20 protein-coding genes and 1 pseudogene are annotated in these 22,189 nt (G+C 57.2%); 8 read left to right on the top strand and 13 right to left on the bottom strand.

Going from position 1 to position 22,189, the window contains the following annotated elements; genetic code table 11:
• Positions 1-119: 119 nt before the first annotated feature.
• The 5 genes from ACWUI7_RS06440 to ACWUI7_RS06420 form a co-directional block, all read right to left on the bottom strand.
• Positions 120-2,660 carry a phage/plasmid primase, P4 family gene (locus tag ACWUI7_RS06440; RefSeq protein ID WP_496641392.1) on the bottom strand — a complete coding sequence of 847 codons (2,541 nt, stop codon included), beginning with the start codon at positions 2,658-2,660 and terminating at the stop codon, positions 120-122.
• Positions 2,657-2,911, bottom strand: coding sequence for a hypothetical protein (locus ACWUI7_RS06435; RefSeq protein WP_496641391.1), 255 nt, complete (start codon positions 2,909-2,911; stop codon positions 2,657-2,659). Before ACWUI7_RS06435 ends, ACWUI7_RS06440 begins: the two co-directional genes overlap by 4 nt.
• 247 nt (positions 2,912-3,158) lie before the next feature.
• On the bottom strand, positions 3,159-4,148 hold the full coding sequence (locus ACWUI7_RS06430) for a hypothetical protein (protein ID WP_496641390.1): 990 nt from the start codon (positions 4,146-4,148) through the stop codon (positions 3,159-3,161).
• 202 nt (positions 4,149-4,350) lie between these two features.
• The gene (locus ACWUI7_RS06425) at positions 4,351-4,710 is read right to left on the bottom strand and encodes a hypothetical protein (RefSeq protein ID WP_496641389.1); all 360 of its coding nucleotides are present in this window, start codon (positions 4,708-4,710) and stop codon (positions 4,351-4,353) included.
• 651 nt (positions 4,711-5,361) lie between these two features.
• A complete protein-coding gene (locus ACWUI7_RS06420; RefSeq protein WP_496641388.1) occupies positions 5,362-5,592 on the bottom strand; it encodes a transcriptional regulator in 231 nt (76 codons plus the stop codon).
• 391 nt (positions 5,593-5,983) lie between these two features.
• Here ACWUI7_RS06420 and ACWUI7_RS06415 point away from each other — a divergent pair, with 391 nt between their 5' ends.
• The gene (locus ACWUI7_RS06415; RefSeq protein ID WP_496641387.1) at positions 5,984-6,445 is read left to right on the top strand and encodes an SWIM zinc finger family protein; all 462 of its coding nucleotides are present in this window, start codon (positions 5,984-5,986) and stop codon (positions 6,443-6,445) included.
• On the top strand, positions 6,442-6,717 hold the full coding sequence (locus ACWUI7_RS06410; RefSeq protein WP_496641386.1) for a DUF8112 family protein: 276 nt from the start codon (positions 6,442-6,444) through the stop codon (positions 6,715-6,717). Before ACWUI7_RS06415 ends, ACWUI7_RS06410 begins: the two co-directional genes overlap by 4 nt.
• On the opposite strand, the gene ACWUI7_RS06405 is transcribed toward ACWUI7_RS06410, so the two are convergent.
• Positions 6,718-8,928, bottom strand: coding sequence for an SHOCT domain-containing protein (locus ACWUI7_RS06405; protein ID WP_496641385.1), 2,211 nt, complete (start codon positions 8,926-8,928; stop codon positions 6,718-6,720).
• Positions 8,929-9,070: 142 nt separating this feature from the next.
• On the opposite strand from ACWUI7_RS06405, the gene ACWUI7_RS06400 reads away from it, so the two are divergent.
• The 6 genes and pseudogenes from ACWUI7_RS06400 to ACWUI7_RS06375 all read left to right on the top strand — a co-directional run bounded on the left by ACWUI7_RS06400 (position 9,071) and on the right by ACWUI7_RS06375 (position 13,332).
• The gene (locus tag ACWUI7_RS06400) at positions 9,071-9,670 is read left to right on the top strand and encodes a transcriptional regulator (protein ID WP_496641384.1); all 600 of its coding nucleotides are present in this window, start codon (positions 9,071-9,073) and stop codon (positions 9,668-9,670) included.
• On the top strand, positions 9,667-10,317 hold the full coding sequence (locus tag ACWUI7_RS06395; RefSeq protein ID WP_496641383.1) for a hypothetical protein: 651 nt from the start codon (positions 9,667-9,669) through the stop codon (positions 10,315-10,317). The genes ACWUI7_RS06400 and ACWUI7_RS06395 overlap by 4 nt, the downstream gene beginning before the upstream one ends.
• A 52-nt stretch (positions 10,318-10,369) precedes the next feature.
• Positions 10,370-11,230, top strand: coding sequence for a restriction endonuclease (locus ACWUI7_RS06390; RefSeq protein ID WP_496641382.1), 861 nt, complete (start codon positions 10,370-10,372; stop codon positions 11,228-11,230).
• Positions 11,231-11,949: 719 nt separating this feature from the next.
• A pseudogene (locus tag ACWUI7_RS06385) lies at positions 11,950-12,249 on the top strand (DUF7344 domain-containing protein); the annotation flags it as partial.
• A gap of 5 nt (positions 12,250-12,254) precedes the next feature.
• Complete coding sequence (locus ACWUI7_RS06380) at positions 12,255-12,617, top strand: HalOD1 output domain-containing protein (protein ID WP_496641459.1); 363 nt, start codon at positions 12,255-12,257, stop codon at positions 12,615-12,617.
• Between the two features lie 73 nt (positions 12,618-12,690).
• On the top strand, positions 12,691-13,332 hold the full coding sequence (locus tag ACWUI7_RS06375) for a DUF309 domain-containing protein (RefSeq protein WP_496641381.1): 642 nt from the start codon (positions 12,691-12,693) through the stop codon (positions 13,330-13,332).
• Between the two features lie 139 nt (positions 13,333-13,471).
• Here ACWUI7_RS06375 and azf read toward each other — a convergent pair whose 3' ends face one another.
• The 7 genes from azf to ACWUI7_RS06340 form a co-directional block, all read right to left on the bottom strand.
• Positions 13,472-14,302 (bottom strand): NAD-dependent glucose-6-phosphate dehydrogenase Azf, encoded by an 831-nt coding sequence (azf, locus tag ACWUI7_RS06370; RefSeq protein ID WP_496641380.1) that lies wholly within the window; start codon positions 14,300-14,302, stop codon positions 13,472-13,474.
• A gap of 144 nt (positions 14,303-14,446) precedes the next feature.
• A complete protein-coding gene (locus ACWUI7_RS06365) occupies positions 14,447-14,800 on the bottom strand; it encodes a cell division protein SepF (RefSeq protein WP_496641379.1) in 354 nt (117 codons plus the stop codon).
• A gap of 76 nt (positions 14,801-14,876) precedes the next feature.
• Positions 14,877-17,681, bottom strand: coding sequence for a DNA mismatch repair protein MutS (gene mutS / locus ACWUI7_RS06360; RefSeq protein ID WP_496641378.1), 2,805 nt, complete (start codon positions 17,679-17,681; stop codon positions 14,877-14,879).
• 77 nt (positions 17,682-17,758) lie between these two features.
• Complete coding sequence (gene thiD / locus ACWUI7_RS06355) at positions 17,759-18,712, bottom strand: bifunctional hydroxymethylpyrimidine kinase/phosphomethylpyrimidine kinase (RefSeq protein ID WP_496641377.1); 954 nt, start codon at positions 18,710-18,712, stop codon at positions 17,759-17,761.
• Between the two features lie 124 nt (positions 18,713-18,836).
• Positions 18,837-19,679 carry a phosphatase PAP2 family protein gene (locus ACWUI7_RS06350; protein WP_496641376.1) on the bottom strand — a complete coding sequence of 281 codons (843 nt, stop codon included), beginning with the start codon at positions 19,677-19,679 and terminating at the stop codon, positions 18,837-18,839.
• A gap of 2 nt (positions 19,680-19,681) precedes the next feature.
• Positions 19,682-21,514 (bottom strand): ABC transporter substrate-binding protein, encoded by a 1,833-nt coding sequence (locus tag ACWUI7_RS06345; protein WP_496641375.1) that lies wholly within the window; start codon positions 21,512-21,514, stop codon positions 19,682-19,684.
• A gap of 270 nt (positions 21,515-21,784) precedes the next feature.
• Positions 21,785-22,087, bottom strand: coding sequence for a DUF7091 family protein (locus ACWUI7_RS06340; protein ID WP_496641374.1), 303 nt, complete (start codon positions 22,085-22,087; stop codon positions 21,785-21,787).
• Positions 22,088-22,189: the final 102 nt, after the last annotated feature.

Genomic DNA, 22,189 nt, shown 5'->3' with positions numbered 1-22,189 from the left:
GACTTTTCTCACCGTATGTACTGTGATTTCTCATCACCACTTCCTACAGGGTCTAATTGGGAGAGACTCGTGACACCTCTGACACCCCCCACGGTATTCAGAAGGCGACCACCAGCCGATTAACCGAACAGTTCTTCGATGTCACCCTCCAGTTCTTCTGTAGCCGAAGCGTCTGGTCTCTCGCCCGACCACTGGAAGCTTGTGTAGACACGCTCTCGTTCTCTGTCGAATCGCCGCTGATTGACCGAGGCTCCTTTCTCCTTCAGTTCGGAGGTGAATTTGTGTTTCGTGACCACCTCCATACCCTCAGCCTTGGCGAACTTCTTGTAGGCATCATACGCCTCGTCTTTCCGAACGAACTCACTCGGCTCTCGTTCGAGATGCTGACTGACGAATTGCTCGATGGAGTTGCCGTACTGCTCCCACAGCCGACGATTCTCCATCGGGCGAGGCTCGTTCGTGAACTGCCCCTGTCGTTCGAGTCGCTGGTATCCTTCGACAGCCCAGTTTAGCACACCCGCGAGTTCTTCCTCGCTCGTCAGCTTCTCTATCAGGCGTGGGTCTTGCTCCTTGCGGGGGATGGACTCAGGGAAGACCACCGTGAGCCACCTGTTCCAGAAGCCGCTATCCTCCTTTGTCCGTGCTGGCGGTTGGTTGGCCGAGAAGATGTGCTTCGTTCTCGGCTGGAAGAAGAATGGGTCTTCGTGCTTCCGTTCGGCGCGAACTCGGTCACCTGCTGTGAGTTCCTTGATTTTGCCAGCGTTCTCGATGGCCGACGAGTCGAGGTCGTGACGGATGTTGGCTATCTTTCCTACGAGGTCAGCCTCTCCCCATCGGTTGTTGGCGAGATACTGCACCGAGTGACTGGTGGTACTCTCGGTTCCGAACAGTGCTTCGAGCACGTCGAGGAAGACGCTCTTCCCTGCATCAGTAGGGCCGAGTAGGAGGAGCGCCTTCTTGTGGTGCATCCGTGGCTGGAGACAGTATCCGACGAACTCCTGTAGCATCGGAATCTTGTCGTCGGGGCAGACGTCTTTGAGGAAGCTCTTGAACTGCGAGCAGTCTGCGTCGGGGTCGTACTCGACGGGAAGACGAGACCGGAAGTTGTAGTTCGGGTGGAAGTCCGACAGCTCTCCTGCCTCGATGTCGAGGACACCGTTGGCGACACAGACCTGCGACCCGCTCTGACCGAACTCCTCTCGGTCGATGTAACTACCCGACGAGAGGCGGGCGAGGATTTCTCGCACCTCGTGTTTGGAGTAGTGGCTCCGTAGCATCTCCTCTAACCGCTGTTTCACGACCTTCTTAGCATCGCTCTCGTACACTCCCGTCTCATCGTCGTAGCAGTACATCTGCTCGCTGTCCTTCACCGTGATGAAGTCGTACTCTTCGCGGAGGAGCCTGACTGCGAAGTCACGAGCGTACTTCTTTTCACCATCCTCACTGTACCATCCACGCACCTCTCGCCACTTGTCATCGGGGCTTGCGACTTCGACAGTCCACTCATCAGGCTCGTCTAAGAAGTCGCTGAATGCGCTGGAATACTCACCATCCAGTCCTTGAATTATCTCCAGAGACTCGTCAGAGTCCAGCGATTGCTCCTCGAATATCTCCTTCACCTCGGCGGCATCTTGCTCGCCTACGTCCCACACAGTGATGGTCTTCTCCGCTTGCGAAATCCACCGCTCCTGCGATTCGATGAGTGCCTCTACGATGTTCGTCGGAGCAGAGGAGTCGCTCTCGTCCGATGGTTCGGGTAAGTCGTAGCCTGCTTCTCGACCGGCTTCGAAGATTTTAGCCCACTCCTTGTCGGTGAGCTTTCGGTTTAGGTCGCCGCAGTCGATGACCCCTTGCTCTATCCCGATGAGATGGAGTGCAGAGCCAGTCACCTCGTGGCGATAGCAGTACCACGCTTCGCCACCATCGAAGACCTGAAAGTTCTCTCCAGTTCTGGAATCGTGGTATGGGTGGCTGACACGCTTGCCTTCGGGACACGAGGCACGGCTGAGGACATCGTGCACGTCGAGGTTGATGTCTACCTCGTACTCCCCCGATTCGCCCTGCGACTCTTGGGACGGCGGCTCAGGCACGTTTAACTCGGCGTGGCTCTCCAACCACGTCTCGAAATTCGAGGGAGTGGCGCACCTTGTTAGAGTGTCGGAGAAGTGCTCTCCTGTGACCGTGATGTACTGGCCCGAATCGTAGACCTCGATGTGGTCTGTATCGACCCACCACTCTGGCTCAGTCACGTCTTTCAGCCAGACGTGTAAGCCTGTACCAGAGGGGGAAATCTCAGTGTAAGCCCCCCATCGGTCGACTGCTTCGAGAACCCAGTCCTCGGTCTCGCCCGAATCAGGGTCTCGCACGTCATCGAAGTCGACAGCGAGGTACGGGTCATCTTCGGTGAGTACGAAGCCGAGACCGACCCCTTTCCGTTGCTGACAGGCGTTATACGCCTTATCGAAACTGCCCCACGTCGATGGGTCACTTGTTTTGGCGGGTTCTCCGCTCTCGTCAGGAACTCGCGGCATCTTCCGCTTGCGTTCGCCAGTCCCGACCTCTTCCCAGCAGACCCACTGGTCGAGTTCTCTTAGCTCGTCGGGGACAGCGTGGCCTTCGTCTACCTCCTGCACCTCATCTGCCGAGACCTGTGTACTCATCGTTCGACCCCCCACGACTGCGTTCGGCTGTTCTGATACTGATTCGGCTCGCTCTGCGTGTAGGTTTGAAAGTTCATTGTTGGATTGTTGGGGATTCTGGTGGTTTCAGTGGAATCCGTGTTTGGTGTGTCGTGACGGGTGGCTGTCGAGTGATTCGAAGGCATCTGCGAGCGACGTACCTGCCGCTCTTCGTGGAAGTAGTCTGCTGTCATCGTTGTTTCACGCGCCTTGTTGTTTTCGGTGAGGCGCATCTAAACACACGGGCGATTACATCATAAAGGTACCGCTACTGACTATTTCTCTGATACCATTTTGGAGCCTGCCCCCGTCCCGTGGTTAGCAAAAGATGAAATTCTTTTGATGCCCATATTAGCGGCTATTAGGCCTTCTAACACATATATAGGAAATACCAGATTTCGATAATTTACAGTCAGACTCGTTAACTACACCTGCCCCGTGTGGGCGCTATTACCATAATTATGACTGTTCTTTTGTGGGTCAATCACCCTCCGCTTCTGACTTAACCTCATTCATGACTGAGCCGATGATTTTCTCCCTATCTGGTTCTTCGTCGAACTCATCTCGATTCCGCTCGATGTTCGCTCGGATGACCTCTCGATTTGGTTTTCCAAGTTGCTCCACGTACTGCTCAACGAACTCGCGCTCTGTTTCGGAGAGGGCATCACTCTTCTCAGCAGATGACGTTGGCTCTACTCCCGAAACCTCCTCAGCCGATGGTTCATCCGCATCGTCCCAAACCGTGTACTGACTCTTGCGGAAGGCGTTCCCATTCCACGCATCTACAGTTGAAGAATGGAGAAGCTCATCTCGCGCCATCTCATCTACATCTCGAAGGTGCGGGAGTTGCGTGAGGACGTAGGTAGCACCAGCACTTTCGGCAGGCTCACCATCCATCCGTGGAATCTTGTCGCTCCCGTTTCCACGAAGAGAGATAGCCCCGCCCTCTGGCGAGTTGCCACGCTTATCATCTGGCGCGAAGGGGCATTTCGCCACGAATTTCTCGACGGCGGGAGCGAACCGCTGGCGCGAGATGTTGCCATCGCAGTAGACCAAGATGTGTAGATGGGGTGTTGCCCGTTCCTCGGTTCCCGCGATGACAGCAAAGTACTCCCACTCATCAGACGAGAGCGGGGCGTCAGCCGCTCCCTGAAGGCGATAGCGGAGTTGTCCAATGGTCGGCTCTATCGCCTCGTGTAAGCCTGTGAGCAGTGTCAGACGCCTTCTGTGGGCAGGCGAGACACGTAATGACAGGAGGACAGTCGTCGGCTCATCGTATTCATCGAGGAGCTGTCTATCCATCTCTTTGCCAAGTGCGTACTGGCGCTTTCGTCGCCACTGGCGCGTCTTCGTGAAGCCGTGTTTCTCGGCAGAAACGTTCTCACCGTGTCGCCGCTTGATGTAGGAACCGACTGCCTCGAACGCTGTCATCGGCTGACCCTCTTCGAGATAGCGGTCGTCTCCCACCATCGACGGAGCATCAGCTATCGGTTCGTGAAGGCGGTAACAGTCCTCCTCGGAATCGTCGAGCGGCTCTGGTTTACACCCATCAGCGCGAGTAGTGGGCCGCTCCTCGAAAGGAATATTCTCATCTGGAGAGGTAGATTTTGGATTCGCGCCAACGTTATCTGCTGAAGACATCACTCGAAGAAGGCAGGAGAATCAGCCTCGGTCAATCAGTCGTCGCTTCTTCTCGAAGGACGCCTTCTGGAACGAGTGCAGAGTGCTGAGAAGTCTCTCGGAGCGATGTCTGGAGGACCAGCGCCTCGACCGGGATGTTTCCGTCGACTCCCGTGATGGAACCCTGCTCGAAGTCGTTGGGAGCGACCTGCTTGCCCACAGCATCGTCCGTATTGACTCGAAGGGTGTCGACCTCGAAATGAGGGTGACGGAGCAATCGTCGTATCAGGCCCGCTTCTTCCGTATAGACTGAGGCGCAGTCATCAGCCTTCGAGAATCGGATAGTCGTCTCCTTCTCGACCGAGAAGAGCGACGTGTCTTCTTCGACTGCTTCGACCAATTCTTCCGTCATTCGTCAGCCACCTCATCGAGTATTCGCCCCACGATGAATCCGTAGGGTACTGTCTTGTCGAACCGTGTATCTCGATACTGTTTCAACCGTTGCTTCTCGCTATCAGATAGACGAATTTCGTTATCGCGCATAGATTTACACTGAGGACAGAACAGAACTCATCTATTGGGGGTGTCCCCGATTTGTCCTCGTTTATATACTATATGCGTCGGCCCTTATAAAAGACAGAGCGGGGACAGGAGAGATATAGCCGGTGTACATAGGGCGTCTCCCATATATCAACATTAGCGCACATTTTTGTTTATCGACAGCAGTGATGACTGATTACCGGTGGGTGTCTACCGTGTCACGACAGTTTTGAGGTATCCATATCCACAACAGTACCGAGAGTTCTTATCCGACCCAATTGGGAGAAAAGTGTGACACTTGTGACACCCCCCGGTATTCAGCTTGGTGGGAAGACTCACGCATCAAACTGACCGCATTTTGAGGTGAGAAGAAATTCGGGAATAGCCGGTTCTCTTGGCTCAAGTCTTCACCCGTGGGGGCTGTTAACAAGCGCATTTACCCTACCCCAGCGAGGGGTAGGTTCGCGAAAGGGGTGGCCTGTATAATATACGGCTTCGCGCGCTATCGCTTAAAAAATAAAACTCACTCTACCGAAAACCACGTCAGCGAATTTCCGACCTTCTTCATTCGTATTTGGTTAGCCTCTTCGAGTTTTCTCAATCGGACATCAGCGTTACGTCGAGAGCATCCTACCGCTTCAGCAATTTCCCGTGTACTTGCTGGTTCAAGCTCCGCGACGGCTTCGAGAAAATCCTCATCAGAATACCGTTCGGTTAGTTTTCCCGATTCAGGGTCTCGCTCTGGATTCGTCATATTGGCACATCTCTCAGGCACTAACATAACCCTTTCCTCCGAAGGCAAAGGTTTATTACTTTAGCCTATGCAGGATAAGGTGAGAAGGAAGCCGTCCCTTCGGGGTATATCGCTCGGAAAATGCCCGCCTGTTGTAGCAGGCGGACGGTGGCCTTCTTTGGAGCAGAAAGCCAATGCCAACTACGAACGACGAGAGTCAAGAACTTGACGAACAGCAAATCGAACGACTGCGACAACTACCGGGTTTCCGTCTCGATTCAGGCGTTCCCTGCCTCTGTTCAATCGAGGCTATCACGACGAGCAAGCGACGGGGCTACTCCGATTCGCTCATCTTCACCCACCGATGCCGTGAGTGTGGCAACGAGTTCACGACCTTCATTGAGGGGTAATCATGTCGGAATTAGCTCCCTCCGAAGTTCTCGAAGTACTGGATGCTGATGCCACGATTGAAAAGCGCGCATCGTGGGAAGGGTTCGAGTTCACCCTCCTCGAAGGTGGCAAAGTCGAAGTCGTGAACGGCTCCTACGATGAGCCGAAAGAACACACCTACACGGTTCACGTCGAGGGTGGGATTCCCTTCAGTTGTACCTGCCCTGCCTACGAGTATCAGGATGGCGCCTGTAAACATATGGTCGCTGTGGCAATTCGTGAGCCTGTTCTTGAAGCAGCGAGCGATAAGCCAGCGATGAGGGCAGATGGGGGCGTAACGGTCGAAGCAGAGGAAAGCGACCACTCGGACGAGCGACCGGATGACTGCGACTGTATCCCTCTCTTCGAGGAGCTTCCCTGCTGGCCGTGCTATCGTGACGGCTTCGAAGAGCCGAATCCTACCTCTGAGGTGAGTGAGGAATGAGCCGGTCGAATCCTGCGAAGGCTCTCAACGGAGTTCGGTCGGGTCACATCTGCGACCGCTGTAACAAGCGTGTTCGGATTGGCGACCTTGTGCAAGCGTATGCCACTCGCTATGACCGAGATGGGTGGGTACTCCGACGAGTGTGGTGCGAGGAGTGTGGTGAGACGATTATCGGAGAAGAGACAGACGGAGCCGATGAGGTGATAGTCAAGGCAGTCTTCTGGGACAATCGACTTGTCTCGGTCGAAGTGAGGAACCGAAGCCGCGACTAATCAGAAGTCGTCAAGAAGTTCTTCTTTCTTTGTTTCAAACTCTTCATCAGTTAGAATACCATCTTCGTGTAGCCCTTTCAGTTCCCTGAGTTTTTCAGCAGTGTCTACGTTCGCTGAGTCAGCATATTCGTCTTTATTTTCATTTTCATCCTTTTCAGCTGAACTTGTGGCTTCTATCTCTTCCTCAGAACTCGTCATATGTTCTTTTATGTAGCTAACTGCTTCGCTGACCTTAGCATCGCTCGGAAGGTCACCCATTCTAAAAGTTGTGCCTGCTACTTCTATAATAAGCCCGTTCTGTTGCTTGAATACATTTCCTATCTCTGAAAGATGGATATCAAGCTCCACACCAGATTTCAAAGTAAGATTCTGTTTATAAATCTTCAACTTTTCTATCTCAGCCGTGTAGGTATTATCGGTTATTTCTCCAGATATGTCACCTTTGATTGAGGATTTGGAAGCGGTCTTGGAAGCAAAGAATGGGCCTCCTTGCACGCCAAACGATTTTCCCTTCGAATTCGATGAAGCGTTGACATCAGCATTTATATCTGATGACCCCTTCGTCCATCCCTCAATCCTCAGTGTCCCCTGTTCATCGTCACTTTCTACAAGCTCAAACCTCTCCCGACCTGCGTTACTGGACAGGAATCTTATTATACGAGATGGCTTGTCAGTTGTCCAAAATTTGTAGGTCGTCGAACCACGATGTATATCAATACGGTTTTTTGTCATTCCAGAAGATGATTCAAAATCAACTATCGAATCGTAGTCTAAGATGGAGAGTTTACTTGACTCTTTACGTGGAATATAGGATAAGAATCTACTATCGGTAAACACAAATTTGGCCTCAAAGGTTTCCGGTTTTGTATGATTCCCTCTAATTTCTATTCCGTGCTTCTTTGCTGTAGTTATTTTCTTAATCTTCTCGTCGTTATCAATTTCTTCAGCGAGCTTATTGGACCCGTTCCCCTTTATTTTATCATATATGAATCGGATTAATTTCTTTTCACGAATGGAGTCTCCAACGTAAAACAGATATGTTTCAGGTGGAGCGTACAAAGTGATTTGTCCTGTTTCATATTTTACATCAATTATCGAATCATAACTAACAGAAAATTTCTTGTCATCCAGATATTGAGGGACTACCGACAGAAACCGATTGTCAGTGAAAACAAGCTTTGCTTCATTCCCATCAGAAGGTATCAATTTGATATCTTCACCTTCTTCTGCATTTATCAGGTTAACTCCATTTTTACTAAGGTTGTATTCCTTCTCTATGCTTTCATCCTCAAATAATAGGTCATTTACTGTGAACGACTCTGTAACAGCACCTTCTGATATAAGCTCCATTAGTTCATTTGAATCGACACTATCTTTCGTCCAGAATTTATATAGCTTATTCTCTGTTTGGATATCTATCCTATTCTTACGAAAACCCGATGAGAACCCGACATCATCTATAGACTCATAATCAACTACAAATATTTCATCGTCTGACTCTTGTGGAATCGTAGCAATAAATTGCTTACCGGCAAACTCGAACTTTGATTTTGAACCTTTTTCAGAAGTAAGATGGACTGTTTCGCCGTCCTCCTCAATTTTCATCCCCTTCTTTTTCGCCGTGAACGAGTATTCTGGGTCGATATTATCAGTATCAATTGGACTTTGCTGAGATTCCTGACTATTATCTAAATTTGTTCTCTCCTCATCTATATTATCACTATCACTACTCGAATCTGGCCTTTTTTTCTCAGCCTTTTCGAGAATATAATCTCTTGCGTTATTCACCGTCTCTTTCTGATTATCCGATGGTGAAATCCAGAGATGGTAATTATTATCATTCGTTTTAATTTCCATTCTCCACTTTGTCCACCCAAAATGATTTTCGACATCTAATACTGAACCAAATGGTATCTCGTATATTTTGTCACCCTCTTCATTAGGCATTATACCCAAGATTCTGGACTCTGTGAGGACATAGGTGGGTTCTCCATCTTTAGGTAGTGTTTCACCAGAACCTTTGTCATTAACAGCAATAGCTTTTATCGAAGCCGTGAAGATATATTTAATATCTTCATTCTCTTCAAGATATTCGATAATTGGCTGATTGGTAGTACCATCACCTTGATAAGACTCGGTTAGTCGACTGGTATCTTCTTCCAATTCTTGTGCGAGTTCTGAAGCCCTTCTCTGCTCATTTGTTTCCGACATATCTGTTATTAGTTACCATACTCTTCTCTGGCAATCACTAAAAGTATTGTTCTACCCTGTCGTAGTTTCAACCGAATCGGGAATAGATATAGTCTCCACGCGGGGTAAGAAAATTAAACGACCGTCGCCCTCTGTGCAAGTAATGGATACGTCGGACTTGCTCACGAATCTCGCAAACGATTTCGCTTCGGTGGTTCCAGCAGTAGACGCAGAGGCGGAACACGACCGATGGCAAGCGGGTGTCGGCCCCTTCGAGGAGGAGCGACAAGTCGAGATGCTCCGAGATGCTCTCGAAGGAAACACCAGCTACTCTATCAAGACTGAAGAGCCGTACATCGATGGAGGGCAACGGGTCGACCTCTTCATCGATAGCGAGGAGACCGAGATTCCGGTCGAGGCGAAGCTCCTTCGATTCCGCTACGATAACGGAAATATCGACCCGAACAGTTTTGCGAAGGTCTTCAGTCCATTCCCCGAACGAACGACATCGACCCTCCTGACAGACGCTCAAAAGCTCTACGAGGCAGGTTTTGAGGAACACGGCGGACTACTTGGCCTATACTACGAGCCCGAAGACGAGTCATACGAGCGGATGAGTCCCGAAGCTGTCGCAGAGAAGTTTGCTCTTGATGTCGACTACTGGTATGACTTCGAGGTTGAGACGAGGAACGTGGCTCACTTCAATGGACTACGTCATCCAGTCCATCAACGGGGAGCCGTCATCTCGTGGGAAATAGTATGACTACAAAGGTGGGGATATGGCAGGATTGGACTAACCGCTATGTCGACACAGAGAGCCCTATCCCTCTCTTCGAGACTAACGAGAATCGGGTTGTCGAGTACAAGAACTACGGCAAAGACGACAGACGAATCCTGAGGCGAAGCGAGGAAATGGAAACCCTCGTTCGAGAAGAGGGTCGCAAGGCCATCAACGATTGGTCGACCTCTGACGACACTTACGACGGCCTGATTTACTTGATGTACTGGATGGTGGATGGAGACCTCATTCCTCTCTACGTTGGGAAGGCCGGCAAGTACGGGAGAGACGGTGAAGGCTTGAGCGCAAATCTACGTGGTCTTCGAGGAAACAGTACCGGCAAATTCGCCCGATGGGGAGACGGACACTACTACCACATCGGGAATCTGAGTGCCATCATCTTCGACCACGACAAGAACCAGAAGCAGAAGTATGAGAAGTGGGCCGACCGGCTCTTCAACGAGGGGAGACAACTCCGACGACGGACGTACTTCTGGACGAAGGCGTGGCGAAAAGAGGATGTCGGCCTATATCACGATTTTGAGGTTCCGCTCGAACAACTCGAATACCAGATTATCGGACTAATCTCTGACCTCTATCCAGAGCGGTTGCTGAATGACGAAGGGGCGTGATATATCCGCGTGGGTCAAAGAATTATTATCGGTTCACGCACACCGTAGTTCAATGAAGCTAAGCCGTGACGAACTTCTTTCTAAGCTTCGCCAAATAAACGGAGGCGAATTTGAATCTTTGATTGCTGACGTATGGGAAGAACGAGGCTGGAAAACGACAGAGACGCCTGATTCAAGCGACCGAGGTATTGATGTTATCGCTAAACAGAGTACCCCATTCAAGCAGAAACAGCTTATTCAGGCAAAGAGATGGGCTGAGGGCAATAAAATAAGCAGTCGAGATGTCCAGCAGTACGATAGTCTCAGACGACAAGAGAGTGGCGTCGACGCTGTTGTCATAGTGACAACAAGTTCATTCACGTCTCAAGCAGAGCAGATAGCTAATGACCTGAACGTGAAGTTGATTGACGGTAGAAATCTATGTGATATGATACTTAGTCTTGACTCTCAACGATTCCTTTCAGACTACTTCAGCACAGATACAATCAAAGAGCCATATCCAAAGACACGCGCGAGAGAGGTTGAGAAGGCATTTATCGACTTCTACAGTATCGAGATTGACTTAATTGGAATTATGTCGACTCAAGAGCAAATAGATGGATTCTCGCGAGGCGAGGGGATAACAACCGAGCTATCAGATGAGGCGAAAGAAATTGTGTACTCTGGATTCAAAAACATCAACGTCCAAGAGCAGATAGCAGACTATCTTGGGGAATCATCCGAGTTCATAGTCGAAGCCGACCTGTCAGTCAGACAGGTGATGGCGGTCCTCATCGAGAACGGCGGGATGGCGCGAGCGTGGAGAGAAGTCCACGAACTCCGCCGAGAGAGCGACCCGTCGAAAGAGAAGATTCTCGGGCTGGTCTTCCTGAAATACTCCCTCGGTCGGGATACCGAGGAAGAAGACACGTGACCCCCGCGTAGTTTGTACATACAGAGAACGTTCATCCGTGACACAAGAACCTGAATACCGGTTGGGGTGTCAGTAGTGTCACGACAGTTTTCGAGAGACATCTATCCATCACCAATACCGAACCTCTTCTTCAACTAAATCAGTCAAGACCTGTGACAGTTGTGCCCCCCCCCACCGGTACTCATATCGACCGTCTCGTCCGAGGACTTCTGTGTACCGAGTAGCCCTCTAATCGGTACAGTGGTACGTTCGGACGAGCAGTAGGTGCGTGTCTTTGTTCGCCAAGGAAGTGCCCTCAACCTTCGACAAGGAATAGATTCGGTCTTGGGTCAGGGGTGAAGAACTCACGGAATCGTCGTTGTCGGTCACACCATCGAGGCGGGTATTTATCAGCCGAAAGCACATACAATTACAGTACGGAGACGGAGAAGCTCGCTATATGGAGGAGCGATGTGTCGTTGTTGGAAGTGGGAGACTACTTCTGGAGACGGCTTGCGGAGCCAGGGACCGGAGTTCAAATCTCCGTCAGGACGTTTCTTTCAGTACAACGTCCCGAGCGTAGCGAGCAGGCGTACTGAAAGAATCGACGCGGAGAGTTGAGTAGGAACGTCGCAGCGGCCGAGCGAAGCGAGGCCGACCGTCTTTCTGCGTTCAAATCTCCGTCAGGACGTTTTCGGACACCGTGAACGGCGGGGCGCGCGCGGTGCTCGCACCCTCGTCGTCGATACCTCTGCTATGCGCTCCTCGAGGACGCCGTGTGGTCGCTCGAAGACCTCGCCGAAGCTATCGCTGCGTGGGAGCATACGGACGGCCCGGAGGCGCCCACCGACCAGCGACGGTCTGCGGTGTACGTCTCACTTTACCACGCTCATGTCCCCAAACTCGTCGAGGAGGATGTCCTGTTGTTCGACGAGTCGACCGAAACGGTCGCACCCGGGGAGAACGCCCACCAAGTGTTGCTCGCGCTGCGCGGAATCAGCACCGGTCTCGACCTACGCGAGGGTGCAGGCCCCTCGTGAGACGGATGCGGCGCGGGAGTGACGAGGATCCATCGGACGACCCCGACGCACCCGACGACCCCGAGCCGCCGCGGTCACCGGTCGCCCAGCGCCACTACGACTCGACGGAGCCGGTTGAGCTCACCACTGCCATCGTCTTCACCGTCGCGGACGCGATGGACGTCGACCCTCGCGCCGTTTCCACCCAGCCACTGTACGCGTGCGTGGACGTTGAGGCGGTCGAGATCGCGCTCTTCAGTACCGAGCCGGTGTCGTCTCGGTGTGAGCCGGACGCGATCGAGTTCGGGTACATAGCGTTCCGGATCCGCGTCCAACGCGACGGGTGGATACTCGTGTTCGAGCCGGCGGACGAATCGTCGCCGGAGTGAATGCCTCGCTGGGCCGAGGACTCTCTCCTCGTTTCTCTGTAGCTTTTTATCCGGTTCACCGCTACAGCGATACATGCACGACGCATCCGATGGTCCCCCAGCGGTGACCTCCGCGCTCTACGCCGGGGTCGCGCTGTTCAACGAAGGGTACCACCTCGCAGCTCACGAGCCGTGGGAGGCCGCCTGGCTGCCGCTTGAAACGGGCGATGACGAACGACTCCTCCACGGCTTAATCGCGGCGACCGCGGCGACGCACCATGCCACAGATCGCAACTGGTCTGGGGCGGCCGGCTGTGCGGCCAACGCGGTCGGCTATCTCACCGCTGTTTCTCCCGGCCATCGCGACGTCTCCCTCGATCCGGTCGTCGAGTGGTGTCGTCGACTCCGGATCGATCCCGAGATCATAGAGCGGGCTGTCCCGCCGCGAATCCGCGTCGACGGGACCGCTATCGGGTTTTCTGAGCTCGATCTCAACGCCGCGCTTCTCGCGGCACCGGGACTCGCGTCGACAGTCGACGCCGGCAATGAGGATACCCTTGAGGCGGCTGCAACACTCGCGATCGAGGAGCGAGGAACCGGCCGCACGCAGGTGATCGACCTCATATTCTCGTACCTCACTCACCCCACGCGGCGTCCACAAATTGCCGCCCGGATCGACGACCATGTCGAGCGGGCGAACCGAAAGCGCCGGGACGTCGGCAGCCTCTTCGAGTGAGCTGTTGAACGACCATCGAGCGTAGCCGCCAGTGAGTCTTCTGCAGGTGAGTCAGGCGAGCGTCGGGGTCGGACAGAGATCGAATATTTCTGTGATAACGAGACGTTCTGCGTCTCGAATCACGTGACTTCGAGGCGGTTCACGGCTCGTCGACTGGCGGGTCGGTCTCGGTTGCCAGGTGGTCGGTCCCCTCGAGTGGGTCGCCCGCGAAGGAGTACTCCGCCGAGTTGTCCTGTGGGTCATAGCCGAGCACCTCGCGGGCGCGGTCGATCGAGTAGTACTTGCGGTCGTTATCGGAAATGCCGTACACGATCTCGAAGCCGTAGTCGGCCCGGAGCGTGCGATCGAAGAGGTGCGCACAATCCCGGTGTGAGAGCCACATCGCCTGACCCCGCTCGTACTCCCGCGGTGGGTGACCTTTGGTGAGGTTCCCAATCCGGACACAGACGACAGACAACCCGAACTCGTCATGGTAGTAACGCCCAAGAAACTCGCCGGTCGCTTTCGAGACGCCGTAGAGATTGCCTGGTCGAGGTAACTCCTCGCCCGTGAGCTGGTACTCATCGTCCGTGCGGTACAGCTCGGGCGTCCGGTCATCGGTCTCGTACCCGCCAACCGCGTGGTTCGAGGAGGCGAACGCGAAGCGGTCGACGCCGGCCGCAGCCGCAGCCGACATCACGACCTGCGTCCCGTCGATGTTGTTTCGTAACACCGAGTCCCACGGGGCGGTCTTACGCGGATCTCCGGCGAGGTGGACGACTGCTCCGACGTCGGCCATCGCGGCCCGAACGGCGCTCTCGTCGGTGATGTCCGCGACGTACTGATCCGCGTCGGCGACGTGGCTCGGCACCTTCGCCGCAGGGATCGGCTCTCGATCGAGCAGCCGCCACTCGTACTTCTCGCCGATGCCGTCGAGGATCGCCTGGCCGACCCGCCCGCCCGCGCCCGTGAGTAGGACCGGCTCGTCCATTCACCTTACACTCACCCGGAGAGCGGCATATATGATGCGGTTCTGCGGCCGCTCGACGGCGGTCTCCGTAACTATATCCGGATGGATTGTAGCGTCGACGCTCGGACGACTCGTCGGGTCGACGCCGAGACAGCTGTATGTCGACTACGAGAGCTTCTCGCGCGACACCCGCACACCGGTCGGGGTTACCACGATCTGGTCGTCGCCTTTCTGGACGATGTCGCCGTCGACCTCTTCGACGACCTGTCGAAGCTCGTCGACGATCCGCTCGATCGTCCGGTCGGACGTCGAGTGGCGGGTGATGTCCGCGATTACGAAGTCGCCGTCGTAGATCGCGTCTTTGATCGGAATGACGTCGCTCTGGTCTGCGATTTCGGCGATGTGGACCTCCATGCTCGACTCGGCGCTCACGGCGGCGAACTCGTCGATGTCGAGCTCGACGTAGTCCTCGACGGAGCGCTGTCCGCCCCCGCCGAGAATCTTGCTCATGATACCCATAGCAGAATAACGACCACCTCGGACATTAGTTCTTGCGTCAGACGCGTCTGCCACCGGCCAGCTCGCGCTCCAGTGGTCACCCCTCGTGTGTGGCCCCCGTATTTTCAGTCACCCGGTCTTGCCACGCGTCCACGAGTGAAATCAGTTCCACAGGCGGTGTCTCTTTGAGATCTAGGTCGGTCAGCTCCTCGAGGACGGCTTGTGCGGCCGGGTCGACCACGTCGCTGTCTGCTGAGTCGTCGCTGTTTGCCGAGTCGTCGCAGTCTGCTGTCGAGTCGTCGCTGGCCCTCGTCTCGTTATCTGTCGTGTCCGTTGTTGATTCTCCGTTCCGGGTTCTCGTGTCGTCAGCACCCGTGGCGAACGAGCCGGTCGAGAGGTCGAAGACGGCTTGTGTCGTCTCGCCATTAGCCGTGCCTCCCCGGGCCTCTATCGCTTTCTCTTCTCGCAGCCGGTCGAGCACGTGATCGGCGCGGTCGACGACCGGTGCCGGAACGCCGGCGAGGTCTGCGACGTGCACCCCGTACGACCGATCTGTCGGGCCGTCACGGACTGTTCGCAGAAACGTGACGCCGCCGTCACGTTCATCGACCGCGACGTGGACGTTTGTCACCCGAGGCAGGTGGTCTGAAAGCGTCGTTAGCTCGTGATAGTGGGTCGCAAACAGCGTCCGCGCGCGCACTTCGTTGTGCAGGTACTCTGTCGCCGCCCACGCGATGGCGATCCCATCGTAGGTGGCGGTACCGCGGCCGACCTCGTCCAGTATCACGAGCGAGTCTGCCGTCGCTGAGTGGAGGATATTCGATAGCTCCTGCATCTCCACCATGAACGTCGACCGTCCCTGTGCGAGCTCGTCGAGCGCGCCGACCCGGGTGTAGATTCCATCGACGAGCCCAATGTGCGCCTCGCGTGCCGGCACGAACGACCCTGCCTGTGCGAGCAGCTGGATCAACGCCGCCTGCCGCATGTACGTCGACTTTCCGCTCATGTTCGGCCCCGTGACGATCAGGAACCCGCGGTCGGTGTCGAGACGCAGATCGTTCGGCACGAAGTCAGTCGTCTGTTCGACGACCGGATGTCGCCCGGCTGTCACCGTGAGTTCGCGCGAGTTGGTGAGCGTTGGGCGGGTCCAGTCTTCGCTCGCGGCGTGCGTCGCGAGCGAGATGAGCGCGTCCAGTCTGGCCAGGGCTCTCCCGACGTCCTGGACCAGGGCTGCGGACTCGGCGACCCGCTCGCGAAGCGCCTCGAACAGCTCGTACTCCAGTTCGGCGCGCGCCTCCTCTACCCGGAGCACCTCGCGCTCGTGTTCGACCAGCTCGTCGGTGACGAACCGTTTCGAGTTCTTGAGAGTCTTGATCTCCCGGTAGTGAGCCGGAACCTCGTCGGCGACCGACTTGCCCACCTGAATGTAGTACCCGTCCGTTTTGTTCCGGTCGACGGTGACGTGGGTGAGCCCGTGTGCCTGCTTTTCACGCTCTGCGAGCGTGTCGATCCACTCTCGGGCGGCCTCGTGTCGCTCGATCAGTTCGTCCAGCTCGGGATCGTATCCGCGACACAGCAATCCTCCTTCGGTCTTCGTCTTCGGCGGGTCGTCTGCGAGCGCATCTTCGAGCGCTTCACGAAGCGCCTGAGCGCCGTCGTAGTTCGGCCGAGCGAGCACATCGGCTACCGGCGTCGTCGAGAGCGACGTTTCCTCGACGGCGTCTACGAGCTCCGGCAGCAGGCCGAGCGTGTCTCGGATCGATACGAGTGCTCGTGCCCCGGCGCTCCCGCTCGTGGTCCGCGCGGCGAGGCGTTCGAGGTCGTACGCGTCCTCGAGAATCGTGGTGAGCCGGTCGCGTTCGAGTGTCACGCCGGCGAGCGCGTCGACCGCGTCCAGCCGTCGCTCGAGAGCTTCGCGGTCGCGCTTTGGCCGTGTGAGCCACTCCCGGAGCAGCCGGCCGCCAGCGGCGGTGACCGTGTGGTCAACCGCCTCGAGCAGCGATCCCGTTGTCTCGCCCCGCATGGTCTCCGTCAGCTCGAGGTTGCGCTGTGTCGTGGCGTCGAGCTCGACGTGGTCGGTGGCGGCGTACCCGGTTAGCCGCGTCATCGACGCCAGCACACCGGCGCCTGTCTCGTCAACGTACGCGAGCGCAGCCCCGGCTGCGCGCGTCGCGGGCGTCGAGTCGAGTCCAACGCTATCTGCGATCGACGCGCCGAACTGGTCGCGAACCGCGTGGGCGGCACGCCCCGGCGCGAACGCCTCCGCATCGAAAACCGAGAGAGTTCCGCCAAGGTCCTCGCGTACCGCCTCGAGGAAGGCGTTGTCGTTGCGCAGCGCCGGCCCCGGAACGACTTCAGCCGGGTCGAACCGGTACAGCTCCGCGCGGAGGTCCGCCCACCCGTCGAGTTCGGTGACGAGGAACCGACCGGTGGTGACGTCCGCGAACGCGACGCCGATTGGCTGTGTGCCCTCGCCACTGACCGGTACGCCACTCATCGTCTTGTCCCCGGTGCGGCCGTCGTTGTCCCCGCCAGCGACGATGGTCGCCAGGTATCGCGCGTCGTCGTCGCTCGTCTTGAGAAGCGTCCCTGGCGTGACGACCCGGACGATCTCGCGGGCGTGGCCGCCGTCGTCTGTCTCATACTGGTCGGCGACGGCGACGCGGTAACCTCGCTCGACGAGCGCTCGTAGATACGGCGTCAGCTCGGTCAGTGGCACCCCGGCCATCGGGTACGAGGACCCGTGTGACGACTTCTGTGAGACGGTCAGATCGAGCTCGTCGGCGACGAGCTCGGCGTCGTCCGCGAAGAACTCGTAGAAGTCACCACACTGCATCGCCAGGACGTCCGCGTCCGTCTCTGCTTTGAGTTCGAGGAACTCTCCGACGATCCCCGTTGGCATACTCGTACCCCCGGCGGGGGCCGGTAAAACCCTGCGGGTGTGGCGCCGGTGGCCGTCGTGCGATCCGACCGAGTCGGTCAGTCGCGGTCGTTCGGCCGGCCGCCGTCAAGGATGGACCCGTTCACCGCTCCCGGCCCGGACCCGACGTCGTACCCGCGGCGAATCGCCTCGTGCATTTCACTCACCGCCTCGACCGTCGCCGACGCCAGCGGCTCGCCGCGCGCTAGTCGGGCGGTAATCGCACTGGAGAGCGTGCAGCCAGATCCGTGGGTCGCGTCGGTCTCGATCCGCGGGTTCTCGATCTGGCGCACGGTCGGCTCGCGTCCGGCTTCGTCACCGATCACGAGCGTGTCGACCACGGTGCTGGCTTCCCGTGTGTCGGCTTCAGGGGGCGCATCCTCGCCCCCGTCGAGGTGTCCGCCCTTCACGAGCGCCGCGTCGGCCCCCCACTCGACGAGTCGCCGACCCGCCGTGGCGGCATCAGCCGGCGTCTCGACCGCTCGGTCGACGAGCACCTCCGCCTCGTCGACGTTCGGGGTGACGAGCGTCGCGCGGGCAACGAGATCCTCGTAGGCCGCCTCCGCCGCGGGCGACAACAGTCGATCGCCGGTCGCGGCGACCATCACGGGATCGACGACGACCGGGCCGCCGTACGCCGTGAGGACGGCTGTCACCGTCTCGACGATCTCGCTCGTGGCGAGCATCCCCGTCTTGGCCGCCGCCGGCCCGAGGTCGTCAACGACGGCCTCGAACTGCGTGGCGACGTGGTCGGCAGGCAGCGGGTGGACGTCGTGGACGCCACGGGTGTTCTGTGCGGTCGTGGCCGTCACCGCCGTCGTGCCGAAGACGCCGTGTGCCGCCATTGTCCGCAGGTCTGCCTGGATCCCGGCCCCTCCGCCGCTGTCGCTGCCGGCGATCGTCAGCGCGACCGGCGGCGACTCGCGTGCGACCGAGCCGGCCGTGGCGGCACCATTTGTGGTGGCATCGTCTTGCTGTTCACCACTCGCTTCGGAGGCGTCGGGCGCTGGCATGCCCCACAGTATTCACCGATTGTACTAGTCGGTGGCGGTCTCAGTCGTCGAACTGATCTATCGTCTTTCTTGATTCTCCTGTAAGCACTGTCGTGGGCTTTCTTTTTCCGCGCCGTCTACGGTCTCACTGGCGTCCTCCTCGCGGTTCTTCGACCGCGTCTACGTAGCGATACGACACGTACACACAGCCTAGTGCGAGAGCAGTTCCACAGACCACATCTGTGAGCCAGTGGATCCCGAGGTACATCGTCGAGACGACGACCGAGAGGGCGATCCACCAGGCGATAGGTGTCCACCTGGGGTACGTTCCGTGCGTAAGCGAGGCGAACACCGCGACCGTCACCGACAGCGAGGTGTGAAGTGAGGGGAACACGTTCGTCTCCACGTTCACCTGTCCGGTAAGCGTCTGAAAGTCTGGGTTGAACGTGTACAGAAGTGAGGTCACAGCGTCCGGCATCACGTTCCGCGGACCGTACGCCAACACGAGGGTGTACACCACGAGTCCGAGCGCGTAATTAAGCGTGTACGCCACGATCAGCCGTCTCACGACCGTCGCATCCGGTAAGGCGGCGTACGCGATGAACGGAAACACGAGGAGAAACGCGTATCCGAACACGTAGACCGACGAGAAGTACAGCGTCAGCTGTGGATCTTGGAACGTCCCCTGGATCCACGAAACGAATCCGCCCTCCACGATCAAGATGGTGCTGGTCAATCGCAGACCAAACACCGCTGATATCGACTGGAGCGCTGGTCGGCTGATTCCACTCACGAAGAGCACGACGAGCAAGGCAACGGTCTCTCGACGCGACTCGCGAACGTGTGGAAGGAGGTTCTTGCCGACCCGGTACAGCCCCGACGGGCCGACGACGACGACTCCCACGACGAGACACATCGCGGCTACCCAGAGCAAAACGCTCGTCACGACCGAGAGTATGGGAGTGTCAGTAACGACCTGAAGTGACATGACTATGGGTCCCGCGCGAGCAGCCTGTTCGACTCATCGAATCGGTACCCAATCGCCTGAAGTTCCTCGCGCGTCGCGCCGACATCGAGCGATCCGCCCTCTCCACGGAACGGATGAACGGCGTCTTTCTCGCGGTTGTCGTCCCACGTGAGATGCTCAGGGACCCACTCGGGTGACATTGCCAGCGGGCTGGTGGCCGGTTGAGCGTACCCCGAGAATACGTCGTCGACAATAGCCGGCTTGTCCACGAGCGACGCGAGAACTCCACGAAACCGCGGGTTCGAAAGCGGCGCGCGTCGGGTGTTGTATCCCACGTAGTAGAACGCGGCAGACTGCGTGCTCACGAGGCGGATGTCGCTCTCGCGACCGATCCGAGGAACCGAATCTGGCCCGAGATTCGACACCGTCCCATCAGCGTAGCCGTCAGCGACCCACTGTACCGCAGATACGTCTGATCCGACAATAAAGACTTCGAGACGTTCAAATTCTGGCTTTTTACGATACGATTTGAGCACCGATCCCTCGTCTTCGATCCCCGTCGTCGATCCAGCCCTATCATCCCTCGCAGCGCCGGACCGAACGAGGAAGTGATCTGGGTTCCGCTCGAAGACGACCCGTTTGTCCGGGTCCGCCTCGATTAACCGCATCGGACCACTTCCAACGGGAGCTTTGTTGGCCGTGACGAGTGCTTCTGTCGTTTCGACATCGAACTCGAACCCGCCGACCGTCGCCGTCCTGACTCGATCGCCCCAGACGTGCTTTGGGAGTACCGGGACTTGGAGAGCCCGCTCAGCGATCTCCTCACCGGCGGCACCGACGACCAATCGAACGGTCGAGTCGTCGACGGCCGCGACCGAATCTACGATCGAGCTACGGCCGCGAAACTGGGGGGCAGGTATCGGCGTCTCGGCGTTACCTAGCGAGGTATCTCGAAGAAAGGTGTAGGTGAACGCGACGTCCCCTGCCGTCAGTGGCTCGCCGTCGTGCCACGTCGAATCCCGCAGTTCGATCTCGAGCGTCTCCGGATCGAGCCACTCCCAGCCGCGAGCGAGCCATGGGATCGTGGCTCCGTTGTCGGCTATTGCGATTTGGTCGTACAGAAGTGAGGTGAACGTGCCGTACCGGCGGTACTCTGCGGCGAGCGGGTTCCAATTCGTTGAGATCCGCCCGTCAGTCGACGTGAGACGAAGAGTGACTGGTTCGCTGTCTTCGGCCTCTGGTTCGACATGCTCGAGTGACAGCAGTCCCGTCGCGGCTATCGGTGGTTTCGTTTCCCATCCAACGAAGCGATCTGTTCGTGCCGCGGCCAGTGCGTCCGGGAAGGCGACAACCGTGAATGGCTGTTTCTCACATACCGCTTCTTGCAGGGTCGAGACGACCTGCGCACGGTCGGATCCGCCTGGAGCCCGTTGCTCGTCCAGCAGTTCGTCAATCTCGAGGTCGGTCAGACCAAATGGGTTCTGCCACCCTGGCTCGGCGGTGAACTTCGAGTGGGTGAGCCCGTAGAGGACGTCCGGATCGTACGGGAGCACCTCCGTGTACTGCCCAACGTACACGTCGAAGTCGTGGTTGAGAAGCACCGTCCGGTGGAGGTCCGTCTGGCTCATCGTCTCGATCCGTGCGTCGATACCAATCTCGGTCAACCTCTCGGCGAGTCCGCGTGCAATTCGGATCCCGTTTGGATCCTCGTCGGCCGGCGTGGTTCGGATCTCCAACACGAGCTGTGTGGAACTCTCACGCCCCGCGATATTCTGTGCCCGACCGGCACAGCCGGTACTCCCGACCGCAAGGCCGAGCCCTGCGAGCGCGCGGCGCCGACTGATCTGTCGGGTCATTCTCTACTCGATATGAATTCACGGAATATATCAGTTCTATGGTGGAGCGGCCCGTACGGTGTGCCACCCTCGGGCGGTGTGACGACCTCTGTGATACCTCAGAGATGCTACCGATTGTCGCCGGCAGACTACCGTGGCTACTGGATCAATCCACGCTGCGATAGCCAGTCGGAGCGGTGGCAATCCACGATTGGTGCTGACAGGCTGTCGCACTCGTTGCCAGGAACCGGGTCGGCGATAGCGTGGCTTTACGCCACCTCGGAACACTGATCACCACGTCTCGACACGGCCCGCCCGAACGTCCGCGGCACACCCCTCACAGTCGGCGTGGGCGGCCTCGAAACACGCCGGCCGCCCCGCCTTGTCGACCTCGACGGTCCGTCGCTCCGCGTACCGTCGACAGACGATCTGTGCGCGTCCCGCTTCGTCAGTTGGTGGGTCGTACCGTTCGGCGGCCTCGTTCGCGTCCGTGGTGTCTGTTCGTCCCTCCTCGTAGGCCTGCTTCGCCGCCTCGAATTGCCGGCCGGCCTTCCGGAGCTGCCCGCGGATCACTCGCTCGAGCCGGTCATCCATACGAGCCATTCGGCCGCCCCGGTAAAATGTTCGTCGCTGGCTTACCGGAGCCCGCCGCTGTGATCTGCGTTTCGGCACGTTCCACTCGAAACACCGCCCGCG

This window comes from Halorubrum orientale (genome assembly GCF_059623105.1).
This window is presented reverse-complemented; position numbering and strand designations above follow the sequence as displayed.